Annotated in this window: 14 protein-coding genes and 1 tRNA gene; 11 read left to right on the forward strand and 4 right to left on the reverse strand. The window is 69.5% G+C overall.

Going from position 1 to position 17,410, the window contains the following annotated elements:
• Positions 1-77: 77 nt before the first annotated feature.
• Genes AHIS1636_RS04170 through AHIS1636_RS04180 form a run of 3 tightly spaced genes read left to right on the forward strand, consistent with a single transcriptional unit; the run spans position 78 to position 5,379 of the window.
• Entirely contained in the window at positions 78-1,493 is a 1,416-nt protein-coding gene (locus AHIS1636_RS04170; protein ID WP_373875783.1) for an MFS transporter, read from the forward strand.
• Positions 1,493-3,751: a molybdopterin oxidoreductase family protein gene (locus tag AHIS1636_RS04175; RefSeq protein ID WP_264794559.1), complete on the forward strand. Its 2,259-nt coding sequence runs from the start codon at positions 1,493-1,495 to the stop codon at positions 3,749-3,751. The genes AHIS1636_RS04170 and AHIS1636_RS04175 overlap by 1 nt, the downstream gene beginning before the upstream one ends.
• The gene (locus AHIS1636_RS04180; RefSeq protein WP_264794560.1) at positions 3,748-5,379 is read left to right on the forward strand and encodes an FAD-dependent oxidoreductase; all 1,632 of its coding nucleotides are present in this window, start codon (positions 3,748-3,750) and stop codon (positions 5,377-5,379) included. The genes AHIS1636_RS04175 and AHIS1636_RS04180 overlap by 4 nt, the downstream gene beginning before the upstream one ends.
• Here AHIS1636_RS04180 and AHIS1636_RS04185 read toward each other — a convergent pair.
• Both AHIS1636_RS04185 and AHIS1636_RS04190 read right to left on the reverse strand, forming a co-directional pair.
• Complete coding sequence (locus tag AHIS1636_RS04185) at positions 5,336-6,799, reverse strand: hypothetical protein (RefSeq protein ID WP_264794561.1); 1,464 nt, start codon at positions 6,797-6,799, stop codon at positions 5,336-5,338. The two genes, AHIS1636_RS04180 and AHIS1636_RS04185, sit on opposite strands and share 44 nt — an antisense overlap.
• Positions 6,796-7,089 (reverse strand): hypothetical protein, encoded by a 294-nt coding sequence (locus AHIS1636_RS04190; RefSeq protein WP_264794562.1) that lies wholly within the window; start codon positions 7,087-7,089, stop codon positions 6,796-6,798. The genes AHIS1636_RS04185 and AHIS1636_RS04190 overlap by 4 nt, the downstream gene beginning before the upstream one ends.
• A 165-nt stretch (positions 7,090-7,254) precedes the next feature.
• Here AHIS1636_RS04190 and purB point away from each other — a divergent pair, with 165 nt between their 5' ends.
• From purB to AHIS1636_RS04220, 6 genes are all read left to right on the forward strand, one after another.
• Positions 7,255-8,667, forward strand: coding sequence for an adenylosuccinate lyase (gene purB / locus AHIS1636_RS04195; protein ID WP_264794563.1), 1,413 nt, complete (start codon positions 7,255-7,257; stop codon positions 8,665-8,667).
• A gap of 187 nt (positions 8,668-8,854) precedes the next feature.
• Positions 8,855-10,024, forward strand: a complete 1,170-nt coding sequence (locus AHIS1636_RS04200; protein ID WP_264794564.1) for a metallophosphoesterase family protein — start codon at positions 8,855-8,857, stop codon at positions 10,022-10,024.
• Between the two features lie 62 nt (positions 10,025-10,086).
• Positions 10,087-10,160: transfer RNA gene (locus tag AHIS1636_RS04205), tRNA-Met, on the forward strand.
• Positions 10,161-10,429: 269 nt separating this feature from the next.
• A complete protein-coding gene (gene betT, locus AHIS1636_RS04210; RefSeq protein ID WP_264794565.1) occupies positions 10,430-12,691 on the forward strand; it encodes a choline BCCT transporter BetT in 2,262 nt (753 codons plus the stop codon).
• A gap of 136 nt (positions 12,692-12,827) precedes the next feature.
• Positions 12,828-13,280 carry a GNAT family N-acetyltransferase gene (locus tag AHIS1636_RS04215; protein WP_264794566.1) on the forward strand — a complete coding sequence of 151 codons (453 nt, stop codon included), beginning with the start codon at positions 12,828-12,830 and terminating at the stop codon, positions 13,278-13,280.
• Between the two features lie 36 nt (positions 13,281-13,316).
• Positions 13,317-13,748: an acyl-CoA thioesterase gene (locus AHIS1636_RS04220; RefSeq protein ID WP_264794567.1), complete on the forward strand. Its 432-nt coding sequence runs from the start codon at positions 13,317-13,319 to the stop codon at positions 13,746-13,748.
• A 49-nt stretch (positions 13,749-13,797) separates the two neighbouring features.
• On the opposite strand, the gene AHIS1636_RS04225 is transcribed toward AHIS1636_RS04220, so the two are convergent.
• Together AHIS1636_RS04225 and AHIS1636_RS20455 are read right to left on the reverse strand one after the other, a co-directional pair.
• A complete protein-coding gene (locus AHIS1636_RS04225) occupies positions 13,798-14,142 on the reverse strand; it encodes a DsrE family protein (protein ID WP_264794568.1) in 345 nt (114 codons plus the stop codon).
• Between the two features lie 39 nt (positions 14,143-14,181).
• Positions 14,182-14,373 carry a DUF8730 family Cys-rich protein gene (locus AHIS1636_RS20455; protein ID WP_264794569.1) on the reverse strand — a complete coding sequence of 64 codons (192 nt, stop codon included), beginning with the start codon at positions 14,371-14,373 and terminating at the stop codon, positions 14,182-14,184.
• 181 nt (positions 14,374-14,554) lie between these two features.
• Between AHIS1636_RS20455 and AHIS1636_RS04235 the strand changes: the two genes are divergently transcribed.
• Both AHIS1636_RS04235 and AHIS1636_RS04240 read left to right on the forward strand, forming a co-directional pair.
• Positions 14,555-15,964: an MBL fold metallo-hydrolase gene (locus AHIS1636_RS04235; protein WP_264794570.1), complete on the forward strand. Its 1,410-nt coding sequence runs from the start codon at positions 14,555-14,557 to the stop codon at positions 15,962-15,964.
• Positions 15,965-16,047: 83 nt separating this feature from the next.
• The gene (locus AHIS1636_RS04240) at positions 16,048-17,322 is read left to right on the forward strand and encodes an MFS transporter (RefSeq protein ID WP_264794571.1); all 1,275 of its coding nucleotides are present in this window, start codon (positions 16,048-16,050) and stop codon (positions 17,320-17,322) included.
• Positions 17,323-17,410 lie beyond the last annotated feature (88 nt).

Raw genomic sequence — 17,410 nt, forward strand, 5'->3', positions numbered from 1 at the left:
GTCCCGCCGCAGGGGACGAAACACGCGGTTCCTACAGTCTTCTCCATCGGTGAAAACTGCTCCCCCTGGAGGACCGCGTGAGTATTGATCAGACTGAACTGAGGACAGGCCCGGCCGGCGCACCGGCTGCCGCGGCTTCCCGGCTGCGGATCCGGCCCGGACGCTGGGTGGACGGCTGGGATCCGGAAGACAAGCAGCTCTGGGAGACCGAGGGCCGCCCCCTCGCCACGGTCAACCTGCGCTGGTCCATCTTCTGCGAGTTCCTCGGCTTCGTGGTCTGGCAGCTCTGGTCCATCATGGCGGTGCAACTGCCCGCGGCCGGTTTCGACTTCAGCACCTCGCAGATCTTCTGGCTGATCTCGATGCCGAGCCTGGTTGGGGCGACGTTGCGGATCCCCTACACCTTCATGGTCCCGCGCTTCGGCGGGCGGAACTGGACCGTCGTCTCGGCGCTGCTGCTGCTGGTTCCGTCGATCGGGCTGGCCCTGTGCGTGGCCAATCCGCAGACACCGTTCGGCGTCATGCTGCTGGTGGCCGGCCTCGCCGGATTCGGCGGCGGCAACTTCGCCAGCTCGATGGCCAACATCACCTACTTCTATCCCGCCGCGGAAAAGGGCTACGCTTTGGGGCTCAACGCGGCTGGCGGCAACCTCGGGGCAGCGGTGGCCCAGCTGGTCGTGCCGCTGGCGATCACCGTGGGCGCGGCCGCGTCGCTGAACCTGCCGCTGGGCGGGCTCATCTGGGTGCCGCTGATCCTGGTCGCCGCGTGGGGCGCACGGAAATACATGCACAACCTGTCGCACGCCACGGGCGACGTGGCCGGTTCCGTGGCGGCGCTGCGGGAACCGCACCTGTGGATCATGGCGCTGCTGTACATCGGCACCTTCGGCTCGTTCATCGGCTTCTCCGGAGTCTTCCCGAAGCTGATCAAGGACATGTTCCCCGAGTTCTCCTCCTTCGCCGTGGGCACGGCGGCGCTCTCGCTGGCCTTCCTGGGCCCGCTGGTCGGTTCGCTGACCCGTCCGCTCGGCGGCAAGCTGGCCGACCGGTTCGGCGGGGCGCGGATGACGGTGGCGGCGTTCGCGACGATGGCGGTGATCGCCCTGGCCGTGGTCTGGACGCTGCCGCTGGGCAACTTCTGGCTCTTCCTGGCCCTGTTCCTCGCGCTGTTCACGGCCAGCGGCTTCGGCAACGGCGCCACCTACCGGATGATCCCGCGCATCTTCTCGATCCGCGGGCAGCGCGAGTCCGTGGCTTTTGGCCGCAGCGAGGTGGACAGCCAGCGCAAGTCCTCCGCGGCGCTGGGCCTGATCTCCGCGATCGGCGCCTACGGCGGCTTCGTGATTCCTCAGGTGCTGAGCGCCTCGCATGCCGCCGGCGGCAACTACAACGCCGCGTTCTACGGCTTCGTGGCGGCCTACATGCTCATGCTCGCGGTGACGTGGGCGTGCTACCTGCGGCCCGGTTCCGCCATGGCCAAGGGCGGCGTCTGATGGCTACCGCGACGCATTGCCCGTACTGCGCGCTCCAGTGCGCCATGCGCCTGGCCCCGGCCGCGGAGGGCGTTTCCATGAACGACGGCGGTGCGGCGGCTTCGAAGGGCATGTCCGGTCCGGTCGCCGCGCAGGGACCGGCCCTGACCGTGGCAGCGGGCGCGGGGCCGGCGGAGGCGGCAACCGGCCTCGCTGCGCCAGGAACCGGACTGGCGGTGGCCGGGCGCGATTTCCCGACCAACCGCGGCGGCTTGTGCCGCAAGGGCTGGTCGTCCAGTGCACTGCTGAATTCGCCGGAACGCCTGACCGCTCCCCTGCTGCGCGGTGACGACGGGAGCTTCCGGCCGATCGGCTGGGACGAGGCGCTCGACCTCGCCGCCGGCGCCGTCCGCAGCGCCCAGGCGATGCACGGGCAGGATGCCGTGGGCGTGTTCGGCAGCGGCGGCCTCACAAATGAAAAGGCGTACCAGCTCGGAAAGTTCGCGCGGCTGGCGCTGCGAACCTCGCGGATCGACTACAACGGCCGGTTCTGCATGTCGTCGGCGGCGGCCGCGGGGAACCGGGCCTTCGGCCTGGACCGCGGCCTGCCCTTTCCGCTGCAGGACCTGGACGACGCGGGCACCATCCTGCTGCTGGGCTCCAACGTCGCCGACACCATGCCGCCATTCGTGCAGCATCTGAAGGGCGCCCGCGATGCCGGCGGCCTGATCGTGGTCGATCCGCGGCGCTCCGCCACTGCCGCCCTGGCCGGGGCCGGGGCCGGGCTGCACCTGGCCCCGACGCCGGGAACCGACATGGTCCTGCTGATGGGAATCGCGCACGTGGTGCTGCAGGAGGGGCTCGCCGACACGGACTACATTGCCCGGCGCACCGCCGGCTTCGAGGAACTGCGCCGCAGCCTCAACCGCTGGTGGCCCGCCCGGGTCCAGGAAGTTACCGGAGTGCCGGCCGCCCTGATCCGCGAGACGGCCCACCGGTTGGCCGGCGGTGCCCGCCGGGCCTCTGGCCAACCGGTGAACGGGACCGGGGGAACCTACATCCTCACCGGGCGCGGCGTGGAGCAGCACGTTGACGGCGCCGACACCGCCACGGCGGCCATCAACCTGGCCCTGCTGCTCGGCCTGCCCGGCAGCGCCCACGGCGGCTATGGGACGCTCACCGGCCAAGGCAACGGGCAAGGCGGCCGGGAGCACGGGCAGAAGGCCGACCAGTTGCCCGGCTACCGGAAGATCACGGATCCCGCGGCCCGCGAACATGTCGCCGCGGTCTGGGGCGTGCGGCCCGAGGACCTTCCCGGTCCGGGCGTCCCCGCCGTCGAGATGCTGATGTCGCTCGGACGGCCCGGCGGTGTCCGCTGCCTCTTTGTCCATGGTTCCAACGTGGCCGTTTCCGCCCCCGATGCCAACGAGGTGATCGCCGGCCTGCGGCGCTTGGACTTCCTCGTGGTTGCCGATTTCTTCATGTCGGAGACGGCCGCCGAAGCGGACCTGGTCCTGCCGGTCCTGCAGTGGGCCGAGGAAGAGGGCACGATGACCAACCTCGAGGGCCGCGTGCTGCGGCGCCGCGCCGCCATCGACCCGCCGGCGGGCGCCCGCTCGGAGTTGTGGATCATGTCCGAGCTGGCGCGGCGGCTGGAGGCGCCCACGAACTTCAGCACCGATCCCGAGACCGTCTTCGACGAGCTCGCCCGGGCGTCGGCGGGCGGGCCGGCCGACTACTCCGGCCTCGGCTATCCCCTGCTGGACTCGGGTGCCGAGGCCTACTGGCCTTACCCGGCGGGGTCAACCGGCACGCGGAGGCTGTTCATGGACTCCTTTGCCCACGCCGACGGGCGTGCCCGGCTGATCGCAGTGGCTCCGGCCGTGCCGACGGACGAGCTGCACCGGCCGGGCGAGCTCACCCTTGTCACAGGCCGCCTGCTGGAGCATTACCAGTCGGGCACCCAAACCCGCCGGGTCGCGGAGCTGTCCGCCGCGCAGCCCGGGCTGGCGCTGCAGATCCACCCGGTGACCGCCCACCGGCTGGGCATCGAGGCCGGAGACCGGGTCACGATCGGCAACGGGCGCGGTACCGTCACCGGCGTCGCCGAGGTTACCCAGGACATCCGGCCGGACACCGTCTTCCTGCCCTTCCACTTTCCCGGCGGCCAGAGCGCCAACCGGCTCACGCCGGCCGCCACCGATCCGGTGTCCGGCATGCCCGAGTTCAAGACCAGCTCCGTGACCGTGAGCGTGCTGGAGAAAGCGGGTGCCCTGTGACGCGCCAACCCGAACGGATCGCCGTCGTCGGCTTCGGTCCCGTGGCCGCCCGCCTGGTGGACGAACTGCTGCCCGCGGCGGCTGAGGGACGGATAAGGCTCACCGTGATCGGGGCGGAGACCGGGGCTGCCTACAACCGGGTGCTGGTCGCCGATGTTGGAGTCGGGCGGACCACGGCCGAGGCAATCTCGCTGGCGGACGAGTCCGGATTGCGCCGCCAGGGGGCCGTCGTTCGCCTGGGCCGGACGGTGCGGCGCATTGATCGCCCGCGCCGGCAACTGCTGCTCGACGACGGCAGCATCGAAGCGTACGACCGGCTCGTGCTGGCCACCGGTGCCCGCCCGGTGGTTCCGACGCTGACCGGCCTCAACCCGGACCCCTCCGCCCTGCACCTGCTCCCGCCGGGCGTCACCGCGCTGCGCGACCTGGGCGACGCCGCCCGGCTGCGCAGCGTGGTCGCGGCGCGCGGAGAGGTCGTTGTGCTCGGCGGAGGGATCCTGGGCATCGAGGCCGCCCTCGCTGCTGCCGACGAGGGCGCCGCGGTCACGGTGGTCCATCATGGTCCGCGGCCGCTGGGACGGAACATCGATGCCGGGGGCGGAGCCGTCCTCGCCAGGGCGCTGCGGGAACGCGGCATCAGGCTGGTCTCCAACGCCCGCTCGTCCGGCATCCGCTTCCGCAACCAGCCCGGCGGCCGGCACCGCTTCGACGCGCTTGTCCTCGACGACGGCAGCGAATTGCCGGCCGACCTGCTGTTGCTCTCCTGCGGCGTCCGGCCGCGAACCGGCCTCGCCGAAGGCTGCGGGCTCGCCGTAGACACCGGCATCGTGGTCAACCACCGGCTCGAAGCCGATGTCGAAAGCCGTGTCTTCGCGATCGGCGACTGCGCCCAGGTCAACTGCGGGCAGGACGACTGCCCCGAGTGCGGTCCCGGCTCCGGCGCTCCACTGGGACTGCTGGGCCCCGGCTGGCGCCAGGCCGAGTTCCTCGCCGGACAGCTGCTCGCCGCTGCCGCCGCAGGCGGGACAACAGCCGGAGGGAGACCGCAGGGCGCCGGCATGCTGCCGCCCGAAACGGAACCGGGTGGCCCGGACCGGCTGCCGGCCGAGCACCCGCCCGTGATCCTGCTCAAGGCGCGCGGGGTGGACATGGCGGCCGCGGGCAATGTGGGTGCCGAACTGTGGGAGGACGTGCCGCACGGACCGGGCACCGTTCCGTGCCACGTCTCCCAGTGGGCGGACCCGGAACACGGCCGGTACGCCAAGATGGTCACCCGTGGCGGCGTGCTCGAGGGCTTGGTCTGCGTGGGCATGCCGAGGACCGCCGCCGAACTCGTGCTGCTCTTCGAGCGCCAAGCGGAACTGCCTGCCGACCGGACGGCGATGTTCCGGCTCGATGCGGTCGAAGAACTGCCGGACGGCGCCGGGCCTGCCGATCCCGGCTCGACGCTGTGCCGCTGCACCGGGGCCACGCTCGGCAGCGTCGAGGACGCCATTTCGGACGGCTGCGCTACGGCGGAGGAGGTGTCGGCCTGCACGCGGGCCGGCACCGGCTGCGGCGGCTGCAAGTCCCGGATCAAGGAACTCATCGAGGCGCACCGCGGGCTGGCGGCCGCGCCGGCGGGGTAGGAGCCGGCGGGGTAGGAGGAGAGGGCAGCCGGAGCGGCGCGGCCTTCGGAACGTTCTTCGGCGGAAGCTCGCGCCGGAGGGTGACCAGATGCCTGCGGGCAGCTCCCCCGCCGGCGAGCGCGGCGCCAAGCACGGCGGAGCCGGCGGCGACGGACGGATCCCGGCTGCCTTCCAGCCGCCGCGCGCCTTCGACGTAGTTGGCGAAGTCATGTCCCGGCCCCAGGCCGGCGCCTTCGCCCTCCGGGGTGGCCGCCCTGCCGGCCAGGGTCACGGTGACGCGGTCCCGGGTATCCGGGTTCGGCCGGCCGTCCGCTCCGGGAACCCAGTCCTGGACATGTTCGAGGTGGAGCCCGGCGGTTCCTTCCGGGATCGCCGTCCCGCCGACGGGCGAGCCGGCGGTCAGCACGTAGGCCACGTTGTGCGCGGCCCGGAACTCCTCGCTGGCGGCAAGGTTCGCCGCATGCATGCCGCCCTGGCTGTAGCCGACCAGCACCACCGGGTCGGCCGCAGCGGCGCCGGCTTCGGCCAGTGCCGCGGAGACCGCGGCCGCAGTGTGCCGGCTGTTTCCGGCGAGCGCTTCGGCCACGCCGGTCTCGTCGAACGGATTGGCCGTGGCCTCGGCCGAGCTTGCCGCCTGGGTGCCGGGCAGGGTAACCACCCAGCGGGTTCCCTGCGGCGTCCGGACCTCGAGGATCTCGATGGTCCCCGGGCCAGCGTCGGCTGCCGCTTGTGCCCGTTCCAGCAGGGCTGCGGCCGTCGGCTCGAGCCTCATTTCGCCGGCGGGCCGGTCCGTCTTCGCCACGGAGACCGGAGCCGTCCGCAGCAGCCCGAAGGTATTAGCCGTGCCGACCAGCACGGCCGCAGCCTCCCGCGGCGAGGCAGCAGTCCAGGAACTGCGGGCCAGCGACGGCGGAAGCCCCATCAGCGCGGCCAGGGCGGCCGGACCGTGGACGATCGCAAGCTCCGTGCCGTCCCGCGTCGGCCGGCCTTCATTACCCGCCATGCCGAGCGGGACGCTGGCCCACCAGGTGGCTCCGTGCACCTGGTCCATGCCCCACGCGGCTGCTTCTTCGGCAAGGCGGTAGGCCACATGGGCAGCCGCGACCTCCCCGGCCAGGTCCCTGATCTCCGCGATGGACCTGTCCAGCACCTCCGCCGCCTCCGCCACCGCGGACTGTGCCGCCACGCGCGAGGGCACCCAGGCCAGGCGCGGGTCCTGGAGTGCCAGCTGGGCCAGCATGAGGTCTCCATAGACGGCGTCGGCGTCATCCGCCACCGCGCCCAGCCTGGCCGCGGCATCGGTGAGCTCCTGCCACTGGAACTGCATCCCGCCCACGCCGCCACGGACGCTGAAGGCCCCGCCGGGATCCGGCGGCTTCGGCCACGCCAGGCCGCCGGGCGGGAACAGGATCCCCGTCATGTCCGGGGAACCACCGGGGAGGCTTCTGCGGCTTGGCCGAACGCGCTGACGGCCGCCGCGGCCTCCGCCACCTCGGCTGCCGCCCGGTCGAGCCGCAGCCTGCGCAGCTGCAGGCTTTCCCGGAAGGCGCGGCCGGCCGGCGAAACCCACGCGCCCAGTTCCAGCCCGCCCAGCTCGCCGTTCAGCCTCAGCAGCGCCTCCTCGCAGCCGAACAGCGTCCGCGCCGCCGCCCTCACGCCGTCCGCACCGCCCGGTAGCCCCGGCGTCGTACCTGCCCAGAGACTGCACATGATGGCTCCTTTCCGATGCCACCACGCTAGGCAGCGGGTTCTTAGGCGCACAGGAGGCCTGTTCGGCTATGTCGATAACCGGGCCGATAACCCGCTGCCGGCGCCTCCTGTGGAGGCCGGGTCATCGATCGGCCCGGAAGCCAGGGTCGTGGAAGAATGAAGAGCATGTCTGAAACTCCCCGCGTTCCCCTGGCCGAACTCACCCCCGGCATCATGCTCGGCCCCCTGGACGGCCGCTACCGCTCGGCCGTCGCTCCGCTGGTCGACTACCTGTCCGAGGCCGCCCTGAACCGGGACCGCGTGCATGTGGAGGTCGAGTGGCTGATCCACCTCACCGACCAGTCCGTGCTGCCCGGCACGAGCCCACTGACGGCGGACCAGAAGTCGGCGCTGCGCCGGATCGTCACCGGGTTCGACGCCGACTCGATCAAGGAACTCGCGGAGACCGAGGCCATCACCGTCCACGATGTGAAGGCCGTCGAGTACTTCATCGGCAACCGCCTGCCGGACATCGGGATCGGCAACCTGAAGTCGCTGGTGCACTTCGGCTGCACCTCGGAAGACATCAACAACCTCTCCTACGCCGTGGGGATCAAGGGCGCCGTCGAGCAGGTCTGGCTGCCCGCCGCCCGGGCCCTGGTCGGCCAGTTCGCCGCCATGGCCGAGGAGCACCGGGACGTGCCGATGCTCTCCCGCACGCACGGCCAGCCCGCCACGCCGACCAGCCTCGGCAAGGAACTGGCGGTCATCGCGCACCGCCTCGGCCGCCAGCTGGACCGGATCGCGCGCACCGAATACCTGGGCAAGATCAATGGCGCCACCGGCACCTACGCGGCGCACTACGCCTCGGTTCCCGGCGCGGACTGGCAGGCCGTTTCCCGCAGCTTCGTCGAGGGCCTGGGCCTGACCTGGAACCCGCTGACCACCCAGATCGAGTCGCACGACTGGCAGGCCGAGCTGTACGCCGACGTGGCGCGCTTCAACCGCATCCTGCACAACGCCTGCACGGACATCTGGAGCTACATCTCGATCGGCTACTTCGCGCAGGTGCCGGTGGAGGGCGCCACCGGTTCCTCCACGATGCCGCACAAGGTCAACCCGATCCGGTTCGAGAACGCCGAGGCCAACCTCGAGATCTCCTGCGGTCTGCTGGACACCCTCGCCGCCACGCTCGTCACGTCCCGCTGGCAGCGCGACCTGACCGACTCCTCCTCGCAGCGCAACATCGGCGTTGCCTTCGGCCACTCGCTGCTGGCCATCTCCAATGTGGCCAAGGGGCTGGAGCGGCTCAACGTCCCGGCCGACGTGCTGGCGGCGGACCTCGACCAGAACTGGGAGGTCCTCGGCGAAGCCATCCAGATGGTCATGCGCGCCGAGGCCATCGCCGGCGTGGAGGGCATGGAGAACCCGTACGAGCGGCTGAAGGAGCTGACCCGCGGGCACCGGGTGGACGCCGAGCGCATGAAGGAATTCGTCTCCGGGCTGGGCCTCAGCTCCGACGCCGAGGCCCGCCTGCTGGCGCTGACCCCGGCCACCTACAACGGCATCGCCGGCCAGCTGGTGGACCACCTCAAGTAGCCCCAGCCAAAGGGAACGTACGACGCCGGGGCCCGACTTCCGGCGTCGTACTTCTGTTTGGGAATCGTTCAACCAAGCGGCAACCTGCCGCCATCTTCGGCGCCTACGGTCGAAACTCCGGCCTGCGGGTCCTCCCCCGGCCCCGCCGCAGCGCGGCTCATGGCCGGATGCACGAAAGGCACCGAAGATGACCAACTCCCCCAACCTCGGACGCCGCGGCCTGATCGCCGGCGGCTCCGCTGCTATCCTCGCCGGCATGCTGGCCTCGGCCCCCGGAGCCAACGCCGCCGTGCCCGCGCGGCAGGGCCGCGCCGGCATGCCGCTGGCGTTCGGCAGCGACGGAAAGTTCCGCATCGTCCAGTTCAACGACACCCAGGACGGCCCGCGCACGGACCGCCGGACCATCGAGTTCATGGGCAGGGTGCTGGATGCCGAGAAGCCGGGCTTCGCCCTCATCAACGGCGACGTGATCAACGGCTCGCCCAAGAGCGCCCTGGAAGTCCGCCAGGCCATCAACAACGTGGTCCAGCCGATGGAATCCCGCGGCGTCAAGTGGGCGCTCACCTTCGGCAACCACGACGAGGATTCGATGGAGAACGGCACCGGGATGACCGAGGCCAGGATGATCGAGTTCGTCCGCGGCTACGAGCACAACGTCAACGCCGGGCCGGAAAAGGGCGTCGAAGGCTCCTCGAACGCGCAGCTCCTGATCCGCTCGGGCAGCAGCAACAAGCCGGCGTTCGGCATCTGGCTGCTGGACTCCGGCCGGTACGCCCCGGACACGGTCGGCGGGCAGGACTTCGACGGGCTGATGGGCTACGACTGGATCCGCCCGAGCCAGATCCAGTGGTACCGGGACGCGTCCGTCGCCACCGAACAGAAGTACGGCAAGGTCCAGTCCCTGATGTTCTTCCATATCCCGCTCTTCGAGCACCACCACATGTGGTTCGGCTCGCAGTTCAGCTCGGACGACGCCGGCCACGCCGCCGCGGTTAAGAAGCACGGCATCGTCGGGGTCAAGAACGAAGGCGTCTACACGGGCGCCTTCAACTCCGGGCTCTACGCCGCCCTGCAGGAACGCGGGGACGTCCGCGGCGTGTTCGTCGGCCACGACCACATCAACACGTATTCGGGCGACTACTTCGGTATCGAGCTGGGCTACGGACCCGGCACCGGCTTCGGCACGTACGGCCTGGGCGGGGACAAGGAACACCACCTGCGCGGCGCGCGGGTATTCGAGCTGGACGAGAAGGCCGAGAAGGTCTACACGGCCACCCGGACGGTCTTCGCCAAGGACCTCGGCATCGATATGGATCCCAAGAAGCAGCCGCTGGACGAGCCGCTCCCGCTGCCCTAGGCGTGAGTCTGCTCACTCGATTCGCCAGATGGACACCCCGCGCGCTAATGTGGATATCACGCCGCGGGGTGGAGCAGTTCGGTAGCTCGCCGGGCTCATAACCCGGAGGTCACAGGTTCAAATCCTGTCCCCGCAACTTCCACGACAGAACCCCGGCCCGGGATACCGGTCCGGGGTTCAGTTGTTTCCAATGCTTGCCCGATGGCGGACTGCCCGCCACAGATAATCAGCACCGCCGGCTGGGTCCGGCGCCGGGGCCCGCCGAAGCGGCCCTGCGAACCGGCCGGGGCAAAGGCCTGGTTTGCCGCACCGCCTCTGTGCTGCGCCAAGGAGCGCGGCCCTTCCTTCAGCGATGCGGCCTTGAATTCGAGGACCGCGGGCACGCCCGCGAGAGATGGAGCATGTATGGCCAAGGTGGAGCAAACACCGACTCCGGGCGATGAGCCATCGAAGGCGCTCGTTGAACGCGAGCGTTTCGGCGGAACCGACCGGCGCCGCAACCACGACCCGGAGGTCGAGGCCAGGCGTCCTCCGATTTCCAGCACCGAACTGAGCAAGGGTCCCACCGAACTCGCCGAGAGCCCCGGCCCGCGGGTCAACTGGCGCGTCTTCATCATTTCCTCGATCATCGTCGTCCTGTTCTCGCTCTGGGCGATGCTTGCGCCGACGACGGCGGCGGGCACCATGCAGTCCGTGGTCGGCTGGATCGCCACCAACCTCGGCTGGTACTACGTCGTCACCGTCACCCTCGTCATCATCTTCGTCCTGTGGGTGGCCCTCTCCAAGGAGGGCAGCGTCCGGCTCGGCCCGGACCACTCGCGCCCGCAGTACCGCCTGTTCACGTGGGTCGCGATGCTGTTCGCGGCCGGCGTGGGCATCGACATGCTCTTCTACTCCGTGACCGGTCCCATCACCCAATACATCACTCCGCCGACGGCCAGCCCGGAATCCGCGGCGGCCGCCCAGGACGCCGTCGTCTGGACGATGTTCCACTACGGCGTGGCCGGCTGGTCGATGTATGCACTGCTCGGCATGGCGATGGGTTACTTCGCCTACCGGTGGGGCATGCCCTTGTCCATCCGGGCAGCCCTCTACCCGCTCCTGGGGCGGCGCGTCCGCGGTGCGACGGGCGACGTGATAGATATTTTCGCCCTCGTCGGCACCGTCTTCGGCGTCGCCACCTCGATGGGCATCGGCGTAGTCCTGCTCAACGTCGGGTTCAGCTGGCTGTTCGGACTTCCCGAGGGCCTGGCGCTGCAGATCGCCCTCGTGCTCGTGGCCGTGGTCATGACGATCGCCGCCTGCACCTCCGGCGTGGATAAGGGAATCCGGCTGATCTCCGAGCTGAACCTCTGGTCCGCCGGGGCAATGATGCTCTACATCCTGGTCACCGGAAAGACATCCTTCCTGCTCAACGCGATGGTCGAAAACATCGGCCGATTCGTCTTCACCCTCCCCGAGCGGACGCTGCAGACCTTGGCCTATGAGGAAGGCGGCTCGGAGTGGATGGCCGGCTGGACCTTGTTCTTCTGGGCATTCTGGCTGGCTTGGGGACCCTTCGTCGGGCTCTTCCTGGCGCGCATTTCGCGCGGCCGGACGCTGCGCGAGTTCGTCATCGCCGCCATTACCGCTCCGGTCCTCTGCGACTTCTTCATCGTCTCGATCTTCGGCAACAGCGCCATGAGCGAGGTGCTCGGCGGGAACAAGGAATTCGCGCAACTCGCCATCGACAGCCCGGAACACGGCTGGTATGCGCTGTTGGAGATGTTCCCGGGAGCCCCGTTCCTGATCGGGCTGGCCACGCTGTCCGGCCTGCTGTTCTACCTCACCAGCGCCAACTCCGGCGCCATGGTGATGTCGAACTTCTCCTCCTCGATCCCCGACCCCTCGGTGGACGGCGCCAAGTGGCTGCGCATCTTCTGGGCGCTGGTCACGGCCTTCCTCACCGTCGCCATGCTCGTGGCCGGAGGCGTCACGACCATGGAGTACGCCACGCTGATCTTCGCCCTGCCGGTTACCATCATCGCCTACCTGGTGATGGCCTCGTTCTCCAAGGTGCTCAGAATGGAGAGGGCCGAGCGAGAAGGCCTGGTGCTGCGCCGGCGATCGGCGGCCGCCCACGGCGGCCATGCACCGGAAAAAACGTGGCGTCAGCGGCTTGCCGGCCTGCGGTCCTATCCGTCGAACAAGTCCGTGGCACAGTTCGCCGCCCGTGTCGTGCAGCCCGCGCTGCAGGACGTGGCCAGGGAGTTCACGGAGCTGGGCTATGAGGCCGAGCTGACAACGGCACCCAACACTGAGACCGGCGTCGACGAGCATACCCTGGTGGTGAACATGGCAAACCACCGGAACTTCCACTACCAGGTGGCAGCCGTCGAGGCACCCGTGCCGATGTTCGGTGCCCGCAGCATGTCGCGCGAAATCGACACCTACTACCGGCTTGAGGTGTTCACCCAGACGGGCACCGAGGGGTACGACCTCATGGGCCTGAGCAGGCAGCAGATTATCGACGACGTCCTCGACCGCTACGAGGCGCATCTCGCGTTCCTGAAGTACTCCAGCGAACATGCCTACGCCTCGGTCCTCACGCCGGCGGTCACTCCGGCGACCGGGTCGATTCCGCACGTGGAGGCAAAGTCCGACGACGCCGAGCGGCCCGACGTTTAAGCGTTCTCCATCTGCCCGAAACACCCGTGAAACCGCGGCCGCCTAGCGTTGATTCCATCACCTCTTCTACGGGTCGGAGGACAGGATGCACGGTAGCAGGCGGCTCATATTTAGGCAGGTCCCCTGGGAGAATCCGGTGGGCGCGGAGCTGCGCAGGGCGCAGCAAGCGGAACTGGCCGCGCGCTTCGGGACGCCCGACCACGAAGCCGGCCCGCCGCCGTCGGACGCGGATGTGGCCGTCTTCCTGATCGCGTACGAACGCTGCAGCGGCCAGCCTCTGGGCTGCGGCGGTATCCGCCGCCTGGATGCAGCCACCGGGGAGGTCAAGCGCGTATATGTGCTTCCCTACGCCAGGGGCTCCGAGGTGGCAAGCTCGATCCTTGCCGTGTTGGAGGAGTGCGCCACGCAGCTGGGCTACGCGGAACTGCGGGCCGAGGCGGGCTCCGTCCAGGCCGACGGCATCAGGCTGTACGAAAGCGCGGGCTACGCGCGTGTTCCCAACTTCGGCCCCTACACGGACGCGGTAACCTCCCGCTGCTTTGCCAAGGCCATCGGGACCCGGATCCTCGCCGCCCGCGCCGCTTCATAGGCAGGAATCTTCAGGGTTTCCGCTACTGTCGTCCCTATGGAGAACGGCGACATCACCTTCCACACCCGCAAATGGGTGCGGCCCGAAGACCTCAACGCGAACGGCACGCTGTTCGGCGGCAGCCTGCTGCGCTGGATCGACGAAGAGGCCGCCATCTACGCCATCATCCAGCTGGGCAACGGGATGGCCGTCACCAAGTACATGTCCGAAATCAACTTCGTGAGCTCGGCACAGCAGGGCGACCTGATCGAGATGGGCCTGACGGCAACGCACTTCGGCCGGACGTCGCTGACGATGCGTGCGGAAGTACGGAACATGTTCACCCGCCAGTCGATCCTAACGATTGAGAAAATCGTCTTCGTCAATCTCGGCGAGGACGGCAAGCCTGCCCCCCACGGCTACACCGAGATCACCTACTCCCGGGACCGCGTGCCGCGCCAGCACCTGGACCGTATGCCGCCGCGCTGAACCACCGATCGCCGGCCCGGGAGACACCGCGGCTTAGCCCGGGCAAATCCTAGACGCGGATGTAGGCGGCGCCGCCGAATTGCCGCCGGGCGAGATGGGCGACCGCGGCGGGGACCACGGTGATGCCCGCGGGCAGGGTCGCTTCGTCGATTCCGGCCGAGCGGAGGCTGTTCCGGCATGCAGTGACAGTCATTCCTTCTTCGGCAGCGAAGGCTGCTGCCTCGGCAGCATCACCGGCGAGCCGGGCGACGACCGGTCCCTGCACGACGAGTTCGATCCCGGCCTCGGGCAACTCGGCGCGCGCATTACGCGCGGTGCGCAGGGCTGCTTCAAGGTCGGGGAACGGCCGGGTCCCGGGGCCGGCGAGGTGCAGGACAAGTTCGGTATTCTCCATGCCGGCCACTTTAACAGGCACGCTAAACAGGCCCGCAGGTCAGCGCCCGAAAAGCTTCCTGAACCAGCCACCGCCGCTGCCCGCGGACACGGGAGCGCCCTGCCGCCCGGCCGCCCGGGAGCAGGTGCAGCGCCGGGACTGCGGAACATTGCGCATCACCTGCTCCACATGGTTGCCGCAGCCGGCCCACGTCGCTTTTCCACAGTGCCCGCACGTCGCCACCCTGCACATATCAGTCCTCCATCAGCTTCATGAGAAGGCGGCCGCGCTCGGCCGCCGGCCCCCATCCTATATACCCCCATGGGTATTTTCCACTTCACCGCCGGCACTTGCACTATACCCCCCGAGGTATTATCGTTGAGCTCGGAAAGATACCCCCGGGGGTACCCGGAAGCAATGACAAGGAGACGAGATGCTGCTCGAGCGAATCTATGACGAAGACCTGGCCCAGGCCGGCTACTTCATCGGCTGCCAGCGCAAGGGCGAGGCCGTGGTGGTCGACGCCCGCCGCGACATCGATGTGTACCTCGACTTGGCCAAGGCCAACGGGATGAAGATCGTCGCGGTGACCGAAACCCACATCCACGCCGACTACCTCTCCGGCACGCGCGAACTCGCCGCGGCCACCGGCGCGGACATCTACGTCTCGGGCGAGGGTGGCACGGACTGGCAGTACGGCTTCGACGCCGCACGCCTCAACGACGGCGACGCCGTCTCGATCGGCAACATCACCGTGCAGGCCGTGCACACCCCCGGACACACCCCGGAACACCTGTCCTTCCTCGTCACCGACGGCGCCTTCAGCGACCAGCCCGGCTACCTGCTCTCCGGCGACTTCGTCTTCGCCGGCGACCTGGGCCGGCCGGACCTCCTGGACGAGGCCGCCGGCGGCATCGACACCCGCTTCGAGGGCGCGAAGCAGCTCTTCGCCAGCCTCCGCACCAAGTTCCTGACCCTGCCCGACCACGTCCAGGTCTACCCCGGCCACGGCTCCGGCAGCGCCTGCGGCAAGGCCCTGGGCGCGATCCCCTCCACCACGGTCGGCTACGAACGCCTCTACTCCTGGTGGGGCAAGTACCTCGAAGCCAACGACGAACAGGGCTTCATCGACGAGCTCCTCGACGGCCAGCCCGACGCCCACGCCTACTTCGGCCGCATGAAGCGCCAGAACCGCCTCGGCCCGGCCGTTATCGGCGACCGCGCACCGCTGCCCGAACTGGACAACAAGACCATCGCCGCGGACCTGGACGCCGACAAAATCACCTTCGTCGACACCCGGCCCAACGCCCAGGTCCACGAAGGAACCGTGCCCGGCGCCCTGAACATCCCGGCCGGCAACAAAGCCGCCAGCTTCGGCGCCTGGGCCTACGACCCGGAGACCGACGACCGGCCCCTGGTCCTGCTCGCCCCGGACCGGGACACCGCACAGGACATGCGGGACCACCTGGTCCGGGTGGGCATCGACAACGTCGCCGGCTACACGACAACCCTGGACGGGCTGCCCACCACGATCCCGGCCCTGATCCAGCCCGAGGAACTCGACGGCTTCGACGCCGCCCTGGTCCTGGACGTGCGGAACAAGACCGAACACACCGCCGGCCACATCCCCGGCTCCGACCAGCTCAACGCCGGCCGCGTGCTCTGGAACCTGGACAAGCTCCCCACCGACGGCACCATCGTGACCTACTGCCAGAGCGGCGTGCGCAACTCCGTCGCCGCCAGCACCCTGCGCCGCGCCGGCTACAACGTCGTCGAACTCGACGGCAGCTACGCCGCCTGGGAAAACTTCCACGCCTCCCGCGAAACGGCCGCCATCCGCTAAGCGGCAAACACCACCGCACGGGCCCGCACACACTGCGGGCCCGTGCGGCGTTATGATCGCCCTACCCCCCGCGGAGGACAACCGTGACCAGAGCAGCAAGAACCCCTTCCCCCGTCCTCGGGCTGCGGGCAAACGCGGCACAGTTCACCCTGCTGGTGGCAGTGAACGCCCTCGTCGGCGGCATGGTCGGCCAGCAGCAGACCGTGCTGCCGCTGCTGGCTACGGAGGAATTTGGACTGACAGGGTTCACCTTCATCTTCACCTACGTCGCGGCCTTCGGGGTGACGAAGGCGGTCGCCAACTACTTCGCCGGCACACTCTCCGACCGGCACGGCCGCAAACCCGTCCTGCTCGCCGGCTGGCTGTTCGCCGTGCCCGTGCCGCTGATGCTGATCCTGGCCCCGAACTGGGGCTGGGTCATCGCGGCCAACGTACTGCTGGGCATTAATCAGGGCCTGACCTGGTCCACCACCGTCGTGATGAAAATCGACCTGGTCGGCCCGCGGCAGCGCGGTCTGGCCATGGGGTTGAACGAGGCGGCCGGCTACGGCGCCGTCGCGGCATCCTCCCTAGTGGCCGGCTATCTGGCCGGGCACTACGGGCTGCGGCCGGCCCCGTTCCTGCTGGGCCTTTCCTACACCGCACTGGCCCTACTGCTCTCCGGCGTCTTCATCCGTGAAACCGCAGGCCACGCGCGTCTGGAATCCCAAAAGCACAGCCCCCGCGCCGACGGGATGCACGATCACCTGCACCAGGACCTGGATAACCGGCAGATCCTGATCCAGACCAGCCTGCGGGAGCCCGCCCTGTCCTCGGCGAGCCTGGCCGGACTCGTGAACAACCTCAATTTCGGCCTCTCATGGGGCCTGTTCCCGCTGCTTTTCGCCACCGCTGGCCTGCCGGTGGAGCAGGTGGGCCTGCTCTTCGCCCTCTATCCGGGCGTGTGGGGCGCGGGACAATTGGTCACCGGCGCCCTCTCCGACAGGATCGGCCGCAAGCACCTCATCGCCGCTGGCATGGGGCTGCAGGCCGCGGCCCTGGCTGTCATCGCAGCATCCGGCTCATTCGCCGGCTGGGCCTTGGGAACCGTGCTGTTGGGAGCGGGAACAGCGATGGTCTATCCGACGCTCCTGGCGGTGGTCGGAGACGTGGCACACCCGGCTTGGCGCGGCCGCGCGGTCGGCGTCTACCGCGTCTGGCGCGACCTCGGTTACGCCGTCGGCGCCGTTCTCGGAGGCATCATCGCCGACTGGCTGGGCCTGCACGCCGCCGTCTGGGCGGCCGCGGTCCTCAGTGCGGCGACGGCGGGAATCGTCGCTGCGCGGATGTACGAAACGCTGGCTCCCCGCTCCACTTGAGCCACGGCGCCGGATCGACCGAGGCCAACTAATGCAGCAGGCGGCCCTGGTCCGCATGGATCCAGGGCCGCCTGCCGCATTGCCGGTC

This window comes from Arthrobacter mangrovi (genome assembly GCF_026011795.1).
Lineage (GTDB): Bacteria > Actinomycetota > Actinomycetes > Actinomycetales > Micrococcaceae > Crystallibacter > Crystallibacter mangrovi.